Annotated in this window: 17 protein-coding genes; 8 read left to right on the forward strand and 9 right to left on the reverse strand. The window is 69.8% G+C overall.

Annotated elements, in window-relative coordinates:
* From D7V77_RS17915 to D7V77_RS17950, 8 genes are all read right to left on the reverse strand, one after another.
* Positions 1-239: WGR domain-containing protein (locus tag D7V77_RS17915; protein ID WP_120577510.1), on the reverse strand; the 239-nt coding region annotated here is incomplete at its 3' end.
* An 11-nt stretch (positions 240-250) separates the two neighbouring features.
* Complete coding sequence (locus tag D7V77_RS17920; protein ID WP_120577511.1) at positions 251-1,225, reverse strand: NAD(P)-dependent oxidoreductase; 975 nt, start codon at positions 1,223-1,225, stop codon at positions 251-253.
* A gap of 74 nt (positions 1,226-1,299) precedes the next feature.
* A complete protein-coding gene (eis, locus tag D7V77_RS17925) occupies positions 1,300-2,487 on the reverse strand; it encodes an enhanced intracellular survival protein Eis (RefSeq protein ID WP_120577512.1) in 1,188 nt (395 codons plus the stop codon).
* A gap of 78 nt (positions 2,488-2,565) precedes the next feature.
* On the reverse strand, positions 2,566-3,771 hold the full coding sequence (locus D7V77_RS17930; protein WP_120577513.1) for a P1 family peptidase: 1,206 nt from the start codon (positions 3,769-3,771) through the stop codon (positions 2,566-2,568).
* 11 nt (positions 3,772-3,782) lie between these two features.
* Positions 3,783-4,355: a DUF1629 domain-containing protein gene (locus tag D7V77_RS17935; RefSeq protein WP_120577514.1), complete on the reverse strand. Its 573-nt coding sequence runs from the start codon at positions 4,353-4,355 to the stop codon at positions 3,783-3,785.
* A gap of 39 nt (positions 4,356-4,394) precedes the next feature.
* Complete coding sequence (locus tag D7V77_RS17940; protein WP_120577515.1) at positions 4,395-4,967, reverse strand: DUF1629 domain-containing protein; 573 nt, start codon at positions 4,965-4,967, stop codon at positions 4,395-4,397.
* A 6-nt stretch (positions 4,968-4,973) separates the two neighbouring features.
* The gene (locus D7V77_RS17945; protein WP_120577516.1) at positions 4,974-6,206 is read right to left on the reverse strand and encodes an AHH domain-containing protein; all 1,233 of its coding nucleotides are present in this window, start codon (positions 6,204-6,206) and stop codon (positions 4,974-4,976) included.
* A gap of 14 nt (positions 6,207-6,220) precedes the next feature.
* The gene (locus D7V77_RS17950; protein ID WP_120577517.1) at positions 6,221-6,589 is read right to left on the reverse strand and encodes a hypothetical protein; all 369 of its coding nucleotides are present in this window, start codon (positions 6,587-6,589) and stop codon (positions 6,221-6,223) included.
* 106 nt (positions 6,590-6,695) lie between these two features.
* On the opposite strand from D7V77_RS17950, the gene D7V77_RS17955 reads away from it, so the two are divergent.
* Positions 6,696-7,268 (forward strand): dihydrofolate reductase family protein, encoded by a 573-nt coding sequence (locus D7V77_RS17955; protein ID WP_120577518.1) that lies wholly within the window; start codon positions 6,696-6,698, stop codon positions 7,266-7,268.
* A 207-nt stretch (positions 7,269-7,475) separates the two neighbouring features.
* On the forward strand, positions 7,476-9,077 hold the full coding sequence (locus D7V77_RS17960) for a PAS domain-containing sensor histidine kinase (protein ID WP_120577519.1): 1,602 nt from the start codon (positions 7,476-7,478) through the stop codon (positions 9,075-9,077).
* On the opposite strand, the gene D7V77_RS17965 is transcribed toward D7V77_RS17960, so the two are convergent.
* A complete protein-coding gene (locus D7V77_RS17965) occupies positions 9,043-10,581 on the reverse strand; it encodes a GspE/PulE family protein (RefSeq protein ID WP_120577520.1) in 1,539 nt (512 codons plus the stop codon). The genes D7V77_RS17960 and D7V77_RS17965 overlap by 35 nt on opposite strands.
* Positions 10,582-10,640: 59 nt before the next feature.
* Here D7V77_RS17965 and D7V77_RS17970 point away from each other — a divergent pair, with 59 nt between their 5' ends.
* From D7V77_RS17970 to D7V77_RS17995, 6 genes are all read left to right on the forward strand, one after another.
* Positions 10,641-10,832: a hypothetical protein gene (locus tag D7V77_RS17970; protein ID WP_043322057.1), complete on the forward strand. Its 192-nt coding sequence runs from the start codon at positions 10,641-10,643 to the stop codon at positions 10,830-10,832.
* Positions 10,829-13,783, forward strand: coding sequence for an ATP-binding protein (locus tag D7V77_RS17975; protein WP_120577521.1), 2,955 nt, complete (start codon positions 10,829-10,831; stop codon positions 13,781-13,783). Before D7V77_RS17970 ends, D7V77_RS17975 begins: the two co-directional genes overlap by 4 nt.
* Positions 13,780-15,165, forward strand: coding sequence for a sigma-54 dependent transcriptional regulator (locus D7V77_RS17980; RefSeq protein WP_120577522.1), 1,386 nt, complete (start codon positions 13,780-13,782; stop codon positions 15,163-15,165). The genes D7V77_RS17975 and D7V77_RS17980 overlap by 4 nt, the downstream gene beginning before the upstream one ends.
* Before the next feature lie 157 nt (positions 15,166-15,322).
* Positions 15,323-16,426 carry a porin gene (locus D7V77_RS17985; RefSeq protein WP_120577523.1) on the forward strand — a complete coding sequence of 368 codons (1,104 nt, stop codon included), beginning with the start codon at positions 15,323-15,325 and terminating at the stop codon, positions 16,424-16,426.
* An 11-nt stretch (positions 16,427-16,437) separates the two neighbouring features.
* Positions 16,438-18,402, forward strand: coding sequence for an acetate--CoA ligase (acs, locus tag D7V77_RS17990; RefSeq protein WP_120577524.1), 1,965 nt, complete (start codon positions 16,438-16,440; stop codon positions 18,400-18,402).
* 44 nt (positions 18,403-18,446) lie between these two features.
* Positions 18,447-18,725 carry a DUF485 domain-containing protein gene (locus D7V77_RS17995; RefSeq protein WP_120577525.1) on the forward strand — a complete coding sequence of 93 codons (279 nt, stop codon included), beginning with the start codon at positions 18,447-18,449 and terminating at the stop codon, positions 18,723-18,725.
* Positions 18,726-18,732: the final 7 nt, after the last annotated feature.

Consider the following 18,732-nt stretch of genomic DNA (forward strand, 5'->3'; position numbering starts at 1 on the left):
GCCTTCGGGGGCGCCGCGGGCGGGGCCTCGCCGGTGGACACCTCGGCGTAGCCCTCGCGGACCTTCTCCGCGACCTTCTTGTTGTACTCGCGCAGGGCGGCTTCCTCGTCCGGGAAGGCCTTCTCCTTGCGCTGCCCCGCGGTGCCGATGCGACCGTAGGTGACGATGAAGTTGGCGCCCTGGACCTCGGGCATCCAGAACTTGGAGCTGTTGCCGTCGACGAATTCGAACCTGCGCATGGACGCGGAGGTTACTCCACCTTCGCGGCCAGGGAGCGCAATCCCTCGTCCCGCGACACGCTGCCCGTGTAGCCCAGCTCCAGCCGGGCCTTCTCGTCGCTCACGGTCACCTCCTGGCCCACGAGCAGCAGCTCCGTGCGGGACAGGGGCGGAGTGCTCTTGAGGCCCAGGATGTCCCAGACGAAGTCGCTGACCACGGCCACGGTCGCGGCCAGCGCAGTGGGCATGGCCTTGTAGCCAGGCTCCACGCCCTGCGTCTTCAGGAGCGCGGTGACGAAGGCGCGGAGCTCCACGGGCGGGCCGTCGGTGAGGAAGTACGCCTGACCGCCCTGCCCCTTCTCCGCGGCCAGCAACATGCCCTCCACCACGTTGGCCACGTGGCAGGTGGACGTCAGGTAGTGCCCGCCGCCAATCCAGCGGAAGCGCCCGGACTTCACCGCGGCGACCAGCGCGGGCAGCACGGTGGTGTCCCCTGGTCCCCAGACCATGCGGGGCCGCACGGCGACGGTGGTGAACTCCGGCGAGTTGACCTGGAGCACGAGCCGTTCAGCCTGGCCCTTGGTGGACGGGTACGGGCCCACGGGGCGCTCGGGCAGCGGGTGCGTTTCGTGGAGGTTCACCATGGGGCCGCCGTCCACGAGCACGGCCTCCGTGCTCACGTGCACGAAGCGCTTCACGCCGGCCGCGCGCGCCGCCTCCAGCACGGCCTCCGTGCCGCGCACGTTGGTTTCATAGAAGGCCGCGCGAGGGCCGGACATCTTCACGTGCGCGGCGGCGTGGAAGACGGTGTCGCAGCCCTCCATGCCCAGGCGCAGGCGCTCCGGGTCGGTGAGGTCGCCCTCCCACGGCTCGCCGCCCGCGGCCTGGATGGCCTGCGCGGCCTCTGGCGAACGGGCCAGCGCACGCGCCGGTTCGCCGCGCTTCGCGAGCGCCGCGAGCAGGTGCTTCCCGACGAACCCCGAGCCACCGGTGACGAACGCGCGCACGTGTGAAGCCTCCTCCGACCGAAGACGCCGCTCCTACCACTCCCCGCGCGGGCCGGGTAGCCCGCGCCTGTCCGTCAGAACATGTCGCGCAGCGAGGGGGCGGGGCCCGCGAACAGGGCGCTGGCGGTGTCGAGCGACGCGTCGTCCCCGGTCAGCATGCCGGCGAGTTGGAGCGCGCGGGGCGAGAGGAAGCCGGTGTAGAGCGGCGCCAGGGCGCGCACGTGCAGCTTGAGGCGGCCCTCGCCGCCGGGCCGGACGCGGGCGGTGCCTCCCTCCACCTCCAGCACGAAGCGCCCCGTGTTCTCCGGGAGGAGGTCGTCCTCCACGTCCAGATGGAGCGCGCCGGACAGGCCGGGAGCGAAGCCGCGTGCCTCCAGGGCGCGGGGAACATCCAGCAGGCGCGTCATCCAGTGCATGGAGAGCTTCACCTGGTAGGTCTGTTCACGCAGCAGCGCGAGGAGCGGCTCGTCCGCGCCGCCGAACCACATCACGTCCCGCGCCAGCGAGCGGTGGTCGCCCAGGAAGCGCAGGAGCCGTCGCGCGGCGGCGGGCGTGGTGGCGGTGAAGTCCGTGAGCTTGAGGACCTGCGTGGGCACGGCGCCTTGTGGCGAGAGGCCCCGCACGAGGTACACGTAGCCCTCCACGCCGGACGTGCCCTCCACGACGTAGCCGTAGGCGGTGTCGTTGCGGGGCGTGCGCACGCGCCGCCAGATGTAGTCGCCCCGGTCCAACCAGCCGTGGTGCTGGGAGGCGAAGCGCCGGTAGCACGCCTCCACCGCCGCGGCGTCGGACGGGCGCATGGGGCGCAGGGACAGCGAGCGCTCCCCCAGCTCCAGCGAGGCCGCTTCGACGTGGATTTCGTAGCGCGCGCCGGAGACCTCGTAGCCCACGCGCCGGTAGAGCGGTTGGGTCGCGGGGTAGAGGACGGAGAGGGGAGCGCCTTCGTCACGCATCTCGCGCAGGAAGTGATGGAAGAGGCGCGTGGCGGCGCCGGCGCCCCGGTGCGCGGGAGCGACGCCCACGCCGCCCACGCCGATGAGGGGCACCGAGCGGCCGCCCAGGAACTGGCCCATGCGGATGAGGGTGAGCGTGGCGGCCACTTCGCCGTTCACGCGCAGGATGCGCAGCGAGGACTCGGAGAAGTTCTTGCGCACCACGGTGTCGGAGTCCGCGAGCGGCATGGCGAACGCCTGCGCGGTGATGTCCGCGATGGCGGCCAGTTCCTGCTCATCCTTCGGCGCTCCGTAGTCGTCCGTCTCCATCCCGCATCCCCTTGCTGGCGTCAGGCGGCGCAGCATGGCGCAGCGGATGGAGCGCGGGAAGGCCGGGCGGATCCGCTGTCACTTCGTGGGCTTCGGGGCTGGCGGCAGGCGTCCGTACTTCCGCAGGGACTTCACGAGCCGGTCCGAGGGCAGGCCGTGGACGCGGACGTTCTGGAATCCGGTCATCGTGTCGGAGGCGAGCATCGAGTTGAGGATGGCCTCCTGGGTGGCCTGCACGGTGGCTTCGAAGAGGGGGGACATCCGCTCGTTGTCGAGCATGGAGACCGGAGCGACCTCCGTGGCGCTCACGGGCTGGGTGGAGAACGCGAGGAAGATGTCGCCGGAGAAGTTCTCCCCCAGGCCGCCCATCTTCCCAATCGCGAGAGGCACGCGCCGGGCCACGCGGTCGAGCTGGTGCGGAAGGAGCGGTGCGTCGGTGGCCACCACGATGATGATGGAGCCCATGCCTTCCGGAGGCGGCGGGCCGGCGCTGGCTCGCTTCGAGCAAGGCGGCAGGTTGGCGCGGTAGGGGCCTTTGGGAGGAGTGTCTCCGAAGTAGCAGGAGCGCAGGTCGGGAATCTCTTCGCCCACGGGAGCGCCCGCGACGGAGAAGAGGCGACGGCTGCCGTAGTTGCACTGCACGAGCACGCCGAGGGTGTAGCCGCCCTGCTCTGCCGGGAGCTTGCGGGAGGCCGTGCCGATACCGCCCTTGAAGCCATGGCAGATCATGCCCGTGCCGCCGCCCACGGAGCCCTCCTCGACAGGCCCCGGGCGCGCGGCGTCAAGCGCTTGCATGGCGTGCAGGGGCCGGACGTGAAAGCCATCGATGTCGTGCAGGAAGCCGTCCCAGGTCTCCGCGACCACGGGCAGGCCCAGCTCCCAGGTGAGGTCGCGTTTCTGGGCCCAGGCGATGACGCCCTCGTGCACGGCGCCCACGGCGTGGGTGTCGCTGATCATCACGGGGCCGGAGAGCAGGCCGGACTCCTTCACCCAATGGGTGCCGGTCATCTCACCGCTGCCGTTGAGGTCATAGGTCGCGGCGAAGACGGGTTGGGCCACGGCCTCGCGGCCCCGGGGCAGCACGGCGGTGACGCCAGTCCGGACCTGTGCGCCGGTGTTCAGCGTGACGTGGCCCACTTCAACGCCCTTCACGTCGGTGATGGCATTGAGCGCACCGGGATGTCCGCCAAAGGGAATGCCCAGGTCACTGGACCGCGGGCGGGCGGTGCTTGTGATTGGCAGGAGGCACAGCAGGCCCAGGAGGACGGCGGGACGAAGTTCCATGGGCAAGGGTTCTACACTTCGACGAACTGTCCTCCCACGATGCCGGTCTGTTCCAGAGCGGACTTGAGTTCTCCATCGACGATGAGCGCGGGCCGCCATCCCCACAGACGAAACACCCGTTCGTCAGCGACTCTTGTCTTGTCGATACGTAACCCAGCGATGGCCAGATACTGGCCCACCTTCTCGGGTTGCCCGTTCTCTGGCTTCCAGAGTTGGACCTCTTCACTCGCCACTTCATCAACGCAGCGGACCGTACGCGTTGCGACCAAGAGGAAATAGGGCTCGGTTTGGCCCTCGACCTGCACGGGGAAAAGCTGCACGTCGTTGGGGGCCAGCGCGCGAAAAACTTCTGCGGTCCGAGTACTGAGAACGGGCGTGACCCCTACGCCCGCGGACGTGAAGTCCAGGGGCTTCCCAGGACGGGATAGCGGAATACGCAGTGGGCCTGGGTCGGGAATGGAAGTCCCGCGCGTGAATACCCAAGGGTTATCCAGTGGCTGACCGTCGAGGTGAGTCGGTGTCTTGAAGTACCACCGCCCCGGTACGTACACATCAACATCCAGGTCGAAGAACCGTCGCTCCATTGCGTCTGCACCTCACGGATCCGACAAGACCACCTGGTTCTACACTTCGACGAACTGTCCGCCCACGATGCCGGTCTGCTCCAGGGCGTCCTTGAGTTGTCCATCCAGGATGATGGGCAACAGATAGCCCCAGGGTCGGAAGACGGCGGCATTGCCCACCTTCGAGGTGTCAATGCGCAAGCCGGAAACGACATGGTACTCCCCTACCTTGTCGGGACGTCCATCCTCGGGCGTCCAGAGCCGAGCCTCTTCACAGGCGGCATCGTCGATGCAGCGGATCACGCGCATCACATTGAGCAGGTAGAAGGGCTCGGTCCGGCCCTGGACTTCCACCGGGAAGAGCTGCACGTCATTCGGGGCCAACTCGCGGAACACGGATGCGATGCGCCCACTGACAATGGGCGTCCCAGCCACCGTCGTCTTGTCGAAGTCCAACGACCGCCCGGGCCGAGACAGTGGCACACGAAGCGGTCCGGGGTCCGTGACGGTCTTCCCGGACACGAACGCCCAGATGTCTGGAACCGGTTTCCCATCCAGGTCAGTGGGCTCCCGCAGATACCAGCGGCCCGGGGCATCAATGTCGAAGTCGAGCTCGAAGAAGTGTCGCGGCATGATGACTCACCCCTGGGGATTCTTCGTGATGAGCTTCCGCAGCTTGGTCCCAGCAGTCACGAGCTCTTTCGCGATCTTCGCCAATTCGTCAACCAATGCGGCACGGCACTGCCCGGCGTCCTGGCATCCCTGCATTGCACGCCGGAGCCGGCGCAGAACCTCTGCGTGGTACTCGCGGGGATGCGGTCCCCGATGCCCCTGGATGCGCACCTGATTCGCGGCGTCGGAGAGTTTCATTCCAGCGGTCTGGAAGAGGTCTTCGAAGACGGGTGTCCAGGGGCCACCTGACTGCTCCGACACCTCGTTCTTATCCGTGCAGATGTGATGAACATCTCCCTCCGGGTCCCCCTGAATCCCTCCGCCACCGGGCCCCATGGCCACGGCAGCCACGGCGGTGGGCGCCAATGTGACGTTGAGCACTCCCGCCGACGACACAGAGATGGACCGCACCTCACCGGCCAGTGCGCGAGATAGCAGGAACCCACCCTCCACCTCCGCCCTCAGCGCTGCCTGAGGGAAGCCCGGCATCCGAGGCGCCTGCGCGGCCATCGCGTTCCTGCCACCGAGCGCCGTCATCGCGACGATGACCAACACCCGGGCCCCGTTGTCCCCAAGCACGCGCCCGAAGCGATGCCCCGCCTCCTTCAGAGCAGCCTCGTCCCGGGCGTCCCGCGACTCGTCCATGAGCCGCAAGAAGGCCTGCCCCATGTTCCACACAGGCCCCGTGCCCAGATACGCGATGAGCGAAGCCGTCAGAACCACCGCGACCAGCTTGGTGACAGGCTCCGGTGCGACCAGCATCACCATCGCGGTGCCAATCATCGCCGTGACCATGGTCCGCAGCGCGGCGGGATTCATCAGGTCCTCCACCGCGTCCGCCACCCCTTCCCAAACCGTATCGAGCGCGAAGGAGAGCGCCATGCTCCTCCGCGCCATCGGGTCCAGGGGAAAGTCATCGCTCAAGCGGAGCACGTGCCGACCTTGAGCGCCCGCGACGATGCCTCCCGCCGACGCGAGCAGGGAGCGTCGGCCGTCCTCCCGGACCGCGACATCCAGCTTCAGCTCAAGCACGAGCTGCGTGACCGCGTCCCTGAACGCATCCTCGTCAATGCGCACCGGCTTCGTTTCCACCGGCGAATAGGCGATGGGCCTGCCCCGCCCCGTGTCGAGGTTCACCACGCGCGTCGTCGCGCAGCCTGCCGTCAGACACAGCAGCACGGCCATTGCCCAGAGCTTCATGTGCCCTCCACGGCTCACGGATCCGACGAGACCACCCGCTCCGGCTCCAGGACTTCCCGCGTCCGAGCCCCACGCTCGATGTAGCCCGCGCCGCCTCGCAGCTCCCGGCCGTCCTCCAACACGGCGACGAGGCGGTACGACGACTCACCTCGGACGGGATAGGTCAGGGCCACGGTGTCCCCCTTGCCCATGGCGCGGTAGAGGACCTGGCCGTGGTCATGCTCAATGCGCACCTCCCGCACGTCCTGGCCGGTGCGGTTCTCCACGCGCACTTCAATCCCCGCTCGCGCGGGCCCCGTGTCGTGCAACCACAGCGCGACCCCGGCGATGACCGTCAGGACCGAACCCAGCACCATTCCTCCCAGCATCCACAGGATCCGCATGGCACTCCCTCCTCTGTGATTGCCGTGCAGGCAACCGACGCCGCCGTTCTAACAGGTGCGTCCGCCCGCCCGGTGCTAAGCCCTGACTTCAGGAGGAAGCACGCCCATGCGGAAACTGACCTATTACGTCGCCACCTCGCTCGATGGCTTCATCGCCTCGCCCACCGGCGCGTACGACTTCTTCAGCACGGAGCAGGAGTACTTCGACGCCATCGCCGCCGAATACCCGGAGACGCTCCCCGCCGCCTATCGCGCCTTCAAGGGCATCACCGGTCCGGGCAAGCACTTCGACACCGTGCTGGAGGGCCGCAACACCTACCAGGTCGGCCTGGACGCGGGCGTCACCAACGCGTACCCGCACCTGGAACACCACGTCTTCTCCCGCACCCTCACGAAGAGCCCCGACCCCGGCGTCAACCTCTCCAGCACGCCGCTCGCCACCGTGCGCGAGCTGAAGGCCCGCGACGGCCTGGGCATCTGGCTGTGCGGCGGCGGCGCGCTCGCGGCCGAGCTGCTTCCCGAAATCGATGCGTTCATCATCAAGGTCAACCCCGTCATCGTCGGCCAGGGCATCCGCCTGGTCGAAGCGGGCTTCGCGCCCCACCGCTTGAAGCTCACGGGCACACGCACGCTCGACTGCGGCGTCGTCTTCCTGAGCTACGAGCACCTCAAGCCCTAGCCGGGCCGGCCGCGCGTCACGCCAGCCCCCGGCCCGCGTATTGGACCTGGGGCCAATGCGGCCCCGAAAATCGACGGGTTCTCCACGCAGGGTGTGAGCTTCCGCTCTGCTCGGAAGCACGGCCTGCCAGCAGGGTTGGGTGGTGGATGCATCCACCCTGTCGTTCCCCACCGAAGCCCCCGCGCCGTGCATTAATCTGGACCGTCTATGAGAAGTCCCCTGGACGACAGCCAGCCCCCCTCGTCCGCCAGCGGTGGCGACATCGCCTACGCGACCCCGCACGCGACTCGAGACATGGGCGCACAGCTGCGCCTGTTCATCGACAGCGTGAAGGACTACGCCATCGTGACGCTGGACCCAGCGGGCAACATCATGAGCTGGAACACCGGCGCCGAACGCATCAAGGGCTACCGGCCCGAGGAGATCCTCGGCGAGCACTTCAGCCGCTTCTACCCGCCCGAGGACATCGCCCGGGGCAAGCCCCAGCAGGACCTGGAGGCCGTCAACCGCGAGGGCCGCATCGAGGGAGAGGGCTGGCGCGTCCGCAAGGACCACAGCCTCTTCTGGGCCAACGTCGTCATCACCGAGATGCGCGACCCCCAGGGCCAGCTCGTGGGTTACGGCCAGGTGACGCGCGACTTCACCGAGCGCAAGCTCGCCCAGGAGCAGCTGCTGCAGAGCGAGGAGCGCTTCCGCCTGCTCGTCGAGCACATCCAGGACTACGCCATCTACATGCTCGACCCGGATGGCCGCGTCTCCACCTGGAACGCGGGCGCCGAGCGCTTCAAGCAGTACAAGGCCGAGGAGATCATCGGCCAGCACTTCAGCCGCTTCTTTCCCCCGGAGGACGTGGCCCGCGGCAAGCCCTGGTACGCCCTCCAGGTGGCCGCCAACGAAGGGCACTTCGAGGAGGAGGCGTGGCGCGTCCGCAAGGACGGCAGCCTCTTCTGGGCCAGCGTCGTCATCACCGCGCTGCGCGACCCGTCAGGCAAGCTCCAGGGCTTCGCCAAGGTGACGCGCGACATCACCCAGCGTAAGCAGACCCAGGAGCGGCGCGAGCTGGAGCTCTTGCGCGACGCCGTGCGCGCCCGCGATGAGTTCCTCTCCGTCGCCTCGCACGAGCTGAAGACGCCGCTCACCCCGCTCCAGCTCAAGCTCACGGCCCTGCTGCGCACCGTGGAGAACCACCCTTCCGCCACCCTGCCCGTGGAGCGCATCGCCCGCGACCTGGAGGTGGCCCGCCGCCAGGTGCGCAAGCTGTCGGACCTCATCGAGGACCTGCTGGACGTGTCTCGCATCAGCATGGGCCAGCTGCGGTTGGACCGGGCCCCCATGGACCTGACCTCGCTCGCGCGGGAGGTGGTGACCCGCTACGCGCCCCAGTCCGCGCAGGTCGGCTGCACCGTCACGCTGGAGGCCGCCGCGCCCATCGAGGGGAACTGGGACCGGGCCCGGATGGATCAGGTCATCACCAACCTGCTCACCAACGCGCTCAAGTACGGCGCGGGCAAGCCCGTCCACATCCGGGTCCGCATGGACGCCGGGCTGGCCGTGCTGAGCGTGAAGGATGAGGGCATCGGCATCCCGCTCTCGGACCAGCCGCGCGTCTTCGAGCGCTTCGTGCGCGCCGTCTCCGAGCGCAACTACGGCGGGCTGGGGCTGGGCCTCTTCATCACCCAGCAGATCATCGAAGCCCACTGCGGCGTCGTGCAGGTGCGCAGCATCCTCGGCGAGGGCTCGACCTTCACCGTGATGCTACCTCCGGGCCCGGACGTCACCCCGGAGCCTGGCGCTCCTCCCGAGCCGTGAGGATGTAGCGGTAGGGCACCACGCGCGTCAGCTCGTGCAGCGTGGTGACCCCGGCCGCCACCTTCGCCAGCGCGTCCTCCACCAGCGTGCGGAAGCCCCGCGCCCGGGCGTGCCGGCGCAGCTGGACGCCCGGCGCCCCGGTGGCGATGAGCAGCTGCAGCTCCGGGTCCACCACCAGCAGCTCGAAGAGGCCCACGCGCCCCTTGAAGCCGGTGTGGCGGCACGCCTCGCAGCCCTGCCCCGCCCGAGGCTGCACGCCATCCAGGAGCGGGCCCAGCAGCGCCAGCTGATCCGCCGTCGGCGTCGTGGGCGCGGAGCACTCCGGACAGATGCGCCGCACCAGCCGTTGCGCCAGCACCGCGAGCAGCGCCTCCGCGATGTCCCCGTCCTCCAGCTTCAACCCGCGCAGCCGGCTCACCGCGCCAATGGCATCCGCCGTGTGCAGCGTGCCCAGCACCACGTGCCCCGTGGACGCCGCCATCAACGCGGTGCTGCCCGTCTCCAGGTCTCGAATCTCGCCCACCAGCATCACGTTGGGGTCCTGCCGCAGGAGCGCGCGCAACAGCGTCAGGTGCGGCATCTGCGGCGACACCTGCTTCTGGTTCACCTTGGGGACCACGTATTCAATCGGGTCCTCCGCGGTGATGATCTTCTTGCGTCCGTCGTTGAGCCGCGCCAGCGCCGCGTACAACGTCGTCGTCTTCCCGCTGCCCGTGGGGCCCGTCACCAGCACCAGCCCCTCCGGGTTGCCGAGCAGCCGCAGCACCGTGGCCTGCAGCTCCGGCGTCATCCCCAACTTCTCCACCGGCACCAGGCCCACCGTGGCGTCGAGCAGGCGGATGACCACGTCCTCGCCCGCGGGTGAGGGCACCACGCTCACGCGGAAGTCCACGAACTTCCGCCCCGCCGCGCCTTCGTAGAGCGCCCGCAGGCGGCCGTCCTGGGGCCGCCGCTTCTCCGCGATGTCCAGCCCCGCCATCACCTTGATGCGGCTCACCACCTCCGGCAGCGAGTCCGGGGAGATGTCCGTGTACGTCTGGTGGAGGATGCCGTCGACGCGATAGCGCAGGTCCACGTCGTCCGTGTAGCTCTCCAGGTGGATGTCGGACGCGTTCTGCGTCACCGCCACCGCGAGCACGTGGTTCACCAACTCCACCGCCGTGGGCCGCTGGGACAGCTCCGTGCCCGCCTTCAGCACCACGTCCACCGACGCGTGTTCGCCCGCGCCGAAGCCCGCCTCCAATGCGGAATCGATTTCGTAGCGGTTGAGCCGCACCGGGCGCACCGGCCGGCGCAGGAAGTCCGCGATGCGGCAGCGCACGGACTCATCCTCCGGGTCCAGCATCGCCACCGTCACGGCTTCCGTGTCGTGGGCCGCGTCCACCTTGCCCATCACCGCGACGCCCAGGCGGCGGCAGAAGGACTCGGGGAGCAGGCGCAGCGAGGCACGGTCCAGCGTGAACTGGGGCAGTTCGGAGAACGGGGGCACGTCCGGGGGAGCCATGGCCCGCCGGCTTATCACGGCCCCCCTCGCGGCCTTCCGGGGCTGCTATCCTCCCCGGCATGTCGCGGCCCCCCGCGGACCCTCCCGCCATGCCGTCGCTGTTGGTGTTCGCAGTGGCGGTGCTGCTGTTCGGCTCGCCGCTGCGCCGGCTGTGGCTGGCCGAAGGGGCTCCCGCTTCGCTTCCCTTCGTCGTGTGGCTGGGCGTCATCGCCCTGGGCGGGTGGGTGGCGCACCGGAGCCTGCGCCCATGACGCTGGGGCTGGGCCCGCTCGTCATCGCCTCCGTGGCCTACCTGGGCGTGCTGTTCCTGGTGGCCTACGCGGCGGAGAAGGGCCGCATCTCCCAGCGCATCACCCAGCACCCGCTGACGTACGCGCTGGCCCTGGGCGTGTACGCCACGTCCTGGTCCTACTTCGGCAGCGTGGGCTACGCGGCCCGCCATGGCTTCCGCTACCTGGGCATCTACCTGGGCCTCACGCTCGCGTGCCTGCTCGCCCCCGTGTTGTGGCGTCCGCTGCTGCGGCTGACGCGCGAGTTGCAGCTCACCTCGCTCGCGGACCTGCTCGCCTTCCGCTACCCCGGCCAGGTGACGGGCACGGCGGTGACGTTGTTCGCGCTGGCCGGCAGCATGCCCTACCTGGCGCTCCAGATTCGCGCCGTCGTGGAGTCCGCGCGCCTCTTGAGCCCCGCCGCTTCCCCCGCGCTGGTGGGCCCCGGCTTCTGCGGCGTGCTCATCGTCTTCGCGCTCCTCTTCGGCGCCCGCCACCCCGCCCCGCGCGAGCGGCATGAAGGCCTGATGCTGGCCATCGCCTTCGAGTCGGGCGTGAAGCTGCTGGCGCTGCTCATCGTCGCGGGCTGGTGCGTGGTGTCCGTCTTCGGCGGAGTGGGAGGGCTCAACGACTGGCTCACCCGCCACCCTGAGGCGGTGGAAGCCCTCCAGCGGCCCGCTCGCGACGCGTCCTGGGCGCCGCTGCTGGTGCTCTCCACCATCGCCGCGTTCCTCACGCCCCGGCAGTACCACGTGGCCTTCACGGAAGCGCCCGAGCGCGACGGCATGGCCACCGTCGCGTGGGCCTACCCGCTCTTGATGCTGCTCATCAACGTGGCGGTGCCCGTGCTGCTGTGGTCCGGGGAGGCGCTGGGTCTGCCCTGGCCCGCGGACTTCCACGTCCTCTCCGTGCCCATCACGAAGGGCGCCCCGCTGATGGCGCTCATCGCCTTCCTGGGCGGCGTGTCCGCGGCGAGCGCCATGGTCATCGTCACCACGCTCGCGCTCGCCCCCATGTGCCTGACGCACCTGGTGCTGCCGCTGAGCACCACGCGCGGACGTGACGACCTCTACGGGTGGTTGTTGTGGGCCCGGCGCGTGCTCATCGCCGCCGTCATCCTGGCGGGGTACGGCTTCTACCGGCTGCTGAACGCGCGAGCGACGGGGCTGGTGGACCTGGGACTCGTGTCCTTCGTGGCCACCGCGCAGTTCGCGCCGGGCGTGCTGGGGCTCCTGATGTGGCCCAAGGCCACGCGCGCGGGGCTGCTCGCGGGGCTCCTGGCGGGCGGGGCGACGTGGGCCCTCACGCTGCTGGCCCCGCTGTGGGAGCCGCCGTCACTGGTGGCGTGGACCAATCAGATCTCCGTGACCCTGGGCTTCAGCGCGGACGAACCCTGGGGCTTCGCCACCTTCACCTCGCTGGCCCTCAACTCCCTGTGCTTCGTGGCGGTGTCGCTCGTCACGCGCCAGTCCGTGGAGGAGAAGGAGGCCGCGCGGGTGTGCGCGCGCGAGGCGCCGGGGCTCGCGGAGGGCAGCGTGGTGGCCAGCTCCCCTGACGAGTTCCGCCGGCAGCTGGAGCCCGTGCTGGGCGCGCAGGTGGCCGCGGCGGAGGTGGACCGCGCGCGCGAGGCGCTGCAGCTGTCCCCCGACGAGCGCCGGCCCGCGGAGCTGCGCCGCCTGCGCGACGGCGTGGAGCGCAACCTCTCCGGCCTCATCGGTCCGGTGCTGGCGCGGCTCGCGGTGGGCGAAGCGCTGCGGCTGGACCCCGGCACGCGCACGGCCCTGGCGGATCAACTGCGCTTCGTGGAGGAGCGGCTGCGTGACGCACGCGACATGCGCGGCCCGTTGCGCGAGCTGGAGGTCGTGCGCCGCTACCTCTACCGCATCCTGGAGGACCTGCCCCTGGGTGTCTGCGCCATGGGCCCCGACGGAGAGGTCGTCATCTGGAACGCCGCGCTGGAGGCGCTGTCGGGCGTGCCCATGGACTCCGCGCGCGGACAGCCGCTCGCGCGCCTGCCGGAGCCCTGGGGCCCCTTGTTCGCGGAGCTCGCTCGGGCGCCCTGCGGCGACGACGAGGTGCGCGTGATGGTGAAAGGCAAGCAGCGCTCGCTGCGCCTGCACCGCTCGCGGCTCGCGCCTTCGGACGACACCAGCGGTGGGGAGACGGGCATCACGTTCCTGGTGGAGGACTGGACGGAGCGCAAGGCGGTGGACGCGCGGCTCGCGCACCAGGACCGGCTCGCGTCGCTGGGCCGGGTGGCCGCGGGCGTGGCGCATGAGATTGGCAACCCGCTCACCGCCATCGCCAGCATCAGCCAGAACCTCAAATACGAATTGGAGGATCCAGAGGCCGTGCGCGAGCGCGTGGGGCTCATCCTCCAGCAGTGCCGCCGCATCGACACCATCGTCCGGGCTCTGGTGGGCTTCGGCCACTCGGGCACGGTCGGCGGCGAGTCCCGGCCCTTCACGCGCGTGGCGGTGGGCCCGCTGCTCGCGGAGGCCGCGCAGCTGGCCCGGCTGTCGCGCAAGGCGCGCGACGTGGCGTGCACGCACCAGAGCCCGGACGGGCTGGACGTGCGCGGCGACGCGCAGCGGTTGGAGCAGGTGCTGGTGAACCTCTTGACCAACGCCATCGACGCGTCGCCCACGGGTTCGCGCGTGGACCTGTTGGCGGAAGCTTCGGGAGACCAGGTGCGCATCCAGGTGGAGGACCGGGGGCACGGCGTCGCCCCGGAGCTGTCGCAACGCATCTTCGAACCGTTCTTCACCACCAAGCAGCCTGGCGAAGGCACCGGCCTGGGCCTCACGCTGGTGGAGGGCATCGTGCGCGAGCACGGCGGCACGCTGCGCATCGAGGCCCGCCAGGACGGCGGCACCCGCGTGACGCTGAGCCTGCCCCGCGCTGACGTGTTGAAGCAGGAGGCCTCCGCTTGAGCCGCATCCTGGTCATCGAGGACGAACCCATCATCCGCACGGAGCTGCGAAGGCTGCTCACCCGCGCGGGCCACGACGTGGCGGAAGCGGGCGCCGTGCCGGAAGCCGCGTCCGAGCACACGCTGGACGCCTTCGACCTGGTCATCTCCGACTTGCGCCTGCCCGGGCCGCCGGGCACGGACATCATCGCGCTGTGTCCGGGCGTGCCGGTGCTCATCATGACCAGCTTCGCCACGGTGAAGTCCGCCGTGGACGCGATGAAGCTGGGCGCGGTGGACTACATCGCGAAGCCCTTCGACCACGACGAACTGCTGCTCCAGGTGGAGCGCGTGCTGCGCGAGGGCCGCCTCACCCGCCAGAACGCCGCCCTCAAGCGCGAGGTGGAGCAGACCTGGTCCCCCGGAGGCATGGTGGGCAACTCCTCCGCCATGCGCGACGTGTTCGAGCGCGTGCGCAAGGTCGCCCCGTCCGCCGCCACCGTGCTGGTGCTGGGCGAGTCCGGCACCGGCAAGGAGTTGGTGGCGCGCGCCGTCCACGCACAGAGCCCTCGCGCGGAGGGGCCGCTCATCGCGGTCAACTGCGCCGCCATTCCCGAAGGCCTGCTGGAGAGCGAGCTGTTCGGCCACGAGAAGGGCGCCTTCACCGGTGCGCAGGCCGCGCACGCGGGACTTGTAGAGGCCGCGCACGGCGGCACGCTCTTCCTAGATGAGATTGGGGAGCTGCCCGCGCCCGCGCAGGCGCGCCTGTTGCGCATGCTCCAGGACGGCGAGGTGCGACGGGTGGGCGCCACTCGCTCGCGCAAGGTGGACGTGCGCATCCTCGCGGCCACGCACCGCGACCTGCCCCGCCGTGTGCAGGAGGGGCTGTTCCGCCAGGACCTCTACTTCCGCCTGCGCGTCGTCGAAATCCGCCTGCCACCCCTGCGCGAGCGCGGCGAGGACGTGCCCGCGCTGGCGAAACACCTGCTGGAGCGGGCCAGCCGACGCATCGGGCGCCCGCCCGCGTCCCTGTCCCCGGACGCGTTGGCGGCCATCGCGCAGCATCCGTGGCCGGGCAACGTGCGCGAGCTGGAGAACGCCATCGAGCGCGCGGTCATCCTCGCGGATGGGCCGCTCCTCACCGCCGACCTGCTGGCGCTGGAGCCACCGGGCGGGCCGGGAGCGGACAGCAGCCCGCCCGCGCTGGAGGAGACGGACTTCCCGCTCGTCCCGGCCAGCGAGGATCCGCGCTCGCCGGACTCCATGGAGGAGTACTTCCGCCGCTTCGTGCTGGAGCACCAGGAGCGCATGGGCGAGACGGAGCTCGCTCGCCGGCTGGGCATCAGCCGCAAGACGCTCTGGGAGAAGCGTCAGCGGCTGGGCATCCCGCGCACCCGCGCCTGAAGCGTTACCCGGGTGTTACGACGCGCTGCACGAATCGTTACGGGGGGTAACGCCCTGTCACCTTCCGCCACATCCTGACGCGGCGAGCCAACCCCCAAGGTCCTGAAACCCGGAGCGCAGGCGGGTGGAACGGGCGTTGCTCAGGGGATGGGGACCCATGCGCCCCGTCCCCCATCCCCTGTCGCGGTTTCTGGTGCTCACGGCCCTGCTGACCGCGCTGCCGGCGGCGGCGGGCAAGATTCAAATCACCGAGGACGCGGTCCTCAACGTGGACGTGCTGCTGCACCCGCAGATGCAGCTCGTCAAGGACGGCGCGCCCACGGGCGGCGTGGGGACGGACTTCTTCCTGCGCCGCGTGCGGCTGCTCCTCTTCGGCTCCATCACGAAGAAGCTGTCGTTCTTCATCGACACGGACCAGCCGAACTTCGGCAAGAACGGCGACTACAGCGTCGCCTTCTACATCCAGGACGCCACGGTCGCGTACGAGTTCGCGGACAAGACGTGGGTGGAGGCGGGCTTCATCCTCGCGCCGCTGTCGCACCACGCGTTGCAGGGCGCCATCGCGCTCCAGACGGTGGACTACCACTCCGACCTCATCCGCTACCCGCCAGGCGTGGGCAAGGTGTGGCGCGACATGGGCGTGCAGGTGCGCGGCTTCGCGGGCCCCTGGACGTACCGCGCCGCCATCCTCAACGGCGTGGAGGGCGCGAAGCTGGAGAATGGCCAGACGGTCAACGCGGACGACCTGCCGCGCGTCGTGGGCACCGCGCGCTACAACGTCTGGGGCCAAGAGTACGACCAGTTCCTGCGCGGCATCTACTTCACGGACCAGCCCATGCTGTCGTTCGGCGTGGGCGGTGACTACCAGTACAACGCCATCGCCACCGCCTCCGGCATCCACTCCGCGGTGGCCATGGCGGCGGACGTGTTCCTGGACATCCCCATCGGCGACAACCAGGAGTTCGTCTTCCAGAGCAACGTCTTCTCCTGGCAGCAGGGCTTCGACAACGTGCGCAGCGGCACCGGCTTCTTCGTGGAGCTGGGCTACCGCATCGGCATCGTCGAGCCCGTCTTCAGCAGCGAGTACTTCAACGGGCGCGTGCCGTCGACGGACCTGCTCACGTTCAAGCCCGGCCTCAACCTCTGGTTCCAGAAGCACACCTTCAACCTGAAGACGGAGGTGGCCGTGTCACGCGTGGGAGACATCGCCCACACGACCACGGGCATCACCGGCACCGCCCAGCTCCAGCTCTTCTACTGAGGACTCCACCCATGGCCACCGACACGGATTCGCTCTTCCAGCCCAAGGAAGCCTTCCGCCGTACCGCGCATGTGCAGAGCCTGGAGGAGTACCAGCGCCTCTACCGTCAGAGCCTGGACGCCCCGGACGCCTTCTGGGGCGAGCAAGCCCGGCAGCTCACCTGGTTCCACCCGCCGGAGTCCATCCGTGAGGTGAACGAACAGGCCGCCGACTTCGCCTGGTTCGTGGGCGGCAAGCTCAACGTGACGGTCAACTGTGTGGACCGCCACGCGAAGGCGCGCCCGGACAAGGCCGCCATCCTCTGGGCGAAGAACACGCCCGGCGAGTACGAGACCATCACCTTCCGCGACCTCGCCCACCACGTGAACCGTCTGGCCAACGTGCTCAAGGCGCACGGCGTGCGGAAGGGCGACCGCGTCATCGTCTACCTGCCCATGATTCCGGAGCTGGTGTACTCGCTGCTGGCGTGCGCGCGCATCGGCGCGGTGCACTCGGTGGTGTTCGCGGGCTTCTCCGCGGACTCGCTGCGCGAGCGCGTGCTGGACTCCGGCGCGAAGGTCGTCATCACCGCCAATGAAGGCCCGCGCGGCCCCAAGAGCGTGGCCACCAAGGCCATCACCGACGAGGCCCTGGACGGCCTGCCCCAGGTGACGTCCGTGCTCGTCGCGCGCCGCACGCCCAAAGAGGTGCCCATGCGCGAGGGGCGCGACCACTGGCTGGACGTGGAGGTGCGGAAGCACCGCGGCGTCTGCCCCGCGGAGTGGATGGACGCGGAGGATCCGCTCTTCATCCTCTACACCTCCGGCTCCACCGGGAAGCCCAAGGGCGTGCTGCACACGACGGGCGGATACCTCGTCTACGCGAACACGACGTTCCGCTACATCTTCGACACGCAGCCGGACGACGTGCACTTCTGCACCGCGGACGTGGGCTGGGTGACGGGCCACTCGTATCTCGTGTACGGCCCGCTCTCCACTGGCACCACCACGGTCCTCTTCGAGTCCACCCCGACGTGGCCGGACGCGAGCCGCCTCTGGCAGGTGGTGGACGACCTGAAGGCCACCACGCTCTACACCGCGCCCACCGCGCTGCGCTCGCTCATCAAGGAGGGCGACAGCTTCGTCACCAAGTCGTCCCGCAAGTCGCTGCGCCTCTTGGGCAGCGTGGGCGAGCCCATCAACCCGGAGGTCTGGCGCTGGTTCCACGACGTGGTGGGCGAGGGCCGCTGCCCCGTGGTGGACACCTGGTGGCAGACGGAGACGGGCGGCATCCTCATCGCGCCGCTGCCGGGCGCGACGCCCTGCAAGCCCGGCAGCGCCACCCTCCCCTTCTTCGGCGTGGAGCCGGTGCTGGTGGATGAGGAGGGCAAGAAGCTGGAAGGCAACGGCGTCAACGGCAACCTGTGCCTCGCGCGCTCGTGGCCGGGCCAGGCGCGCACGCTGTACGGTCACCACTCGCGCTTCGTGGAGACGTACTACGCGCGCTTCCTGCCGCTGTACTTCACCGGCGACGGCTGCCGCCGCGACGAGGACGGCTACTACTGGATCACCGGCCGCGTGGACGACGTGCTCAACGTGTCCGGCCACCGCCTGGGCACCGCGGAGGTGGAGAGCGCGCTCGTCGCCCACGAAGCCGTCGCCGAGGCCGCCGTGGTGGGCTTCCCGCACGAGTTGAAGGGCACGGGCGTGTGCGCCTTCGTCACGGTGAAGCCGGACTTCCTGCGCACGCCGGACGAGAAGATGGTGGGCAGCTTGCGCGAACAGGTGCGCCACGTGATTGGGCCCATCGCCACGCCGGACCGGGTGGTGCTGGTGTCGGGCCTGCCCAAGACGCGCTCCGGGAAGATTCTGCGCCGCATGCTCCGCAAGATCGCTGGCGGCGAGACGGAGAACCTGGGTGATGCGAGCACGCTCGCGGACCCCGCCGTGCTGGAGGAACTGCTCACCAAGGGCCTGCCTCCGGCCTCGCGCCGCTGAAGTCCCCTCGCGGTCCCTTTCACGCTTCGCAAGGAGGAACACCGATGTACGGAAATTCCAAGGACGAGGCGTTGAAGGCGCTCGCCGCGCGGCGCTGGCGAGTGGCCGGCGCGCTGACGGTGGCGATGCTGGTCGTCTATCTGGGCTTCATCCTGCTGGTGGCCTTCAACCGGCCGCTGATGGGGCACCAGTTCATGCCGGGGCTGTCCGTCGGCATCGTGCTGGGAGCGCTCACCATCCTCTGCGCCTGGGTTCTGACGGGCGTCTACATGAGCTGGGCCAACCGCAAGTACGACAGCGCCCTCGACGAACTGCGCCGCTGAAAGGCCA

This window comes from Corallococcus sp. CA041A, assembly GCF_003612075.1.
In the GTDB taxonomy this organism is placed as follows: Bacteria; Myxococcota; Myxococcia; order Myxococcales; family Myxococcaceae; genus Corallococcus; species Corallococcus exiguus.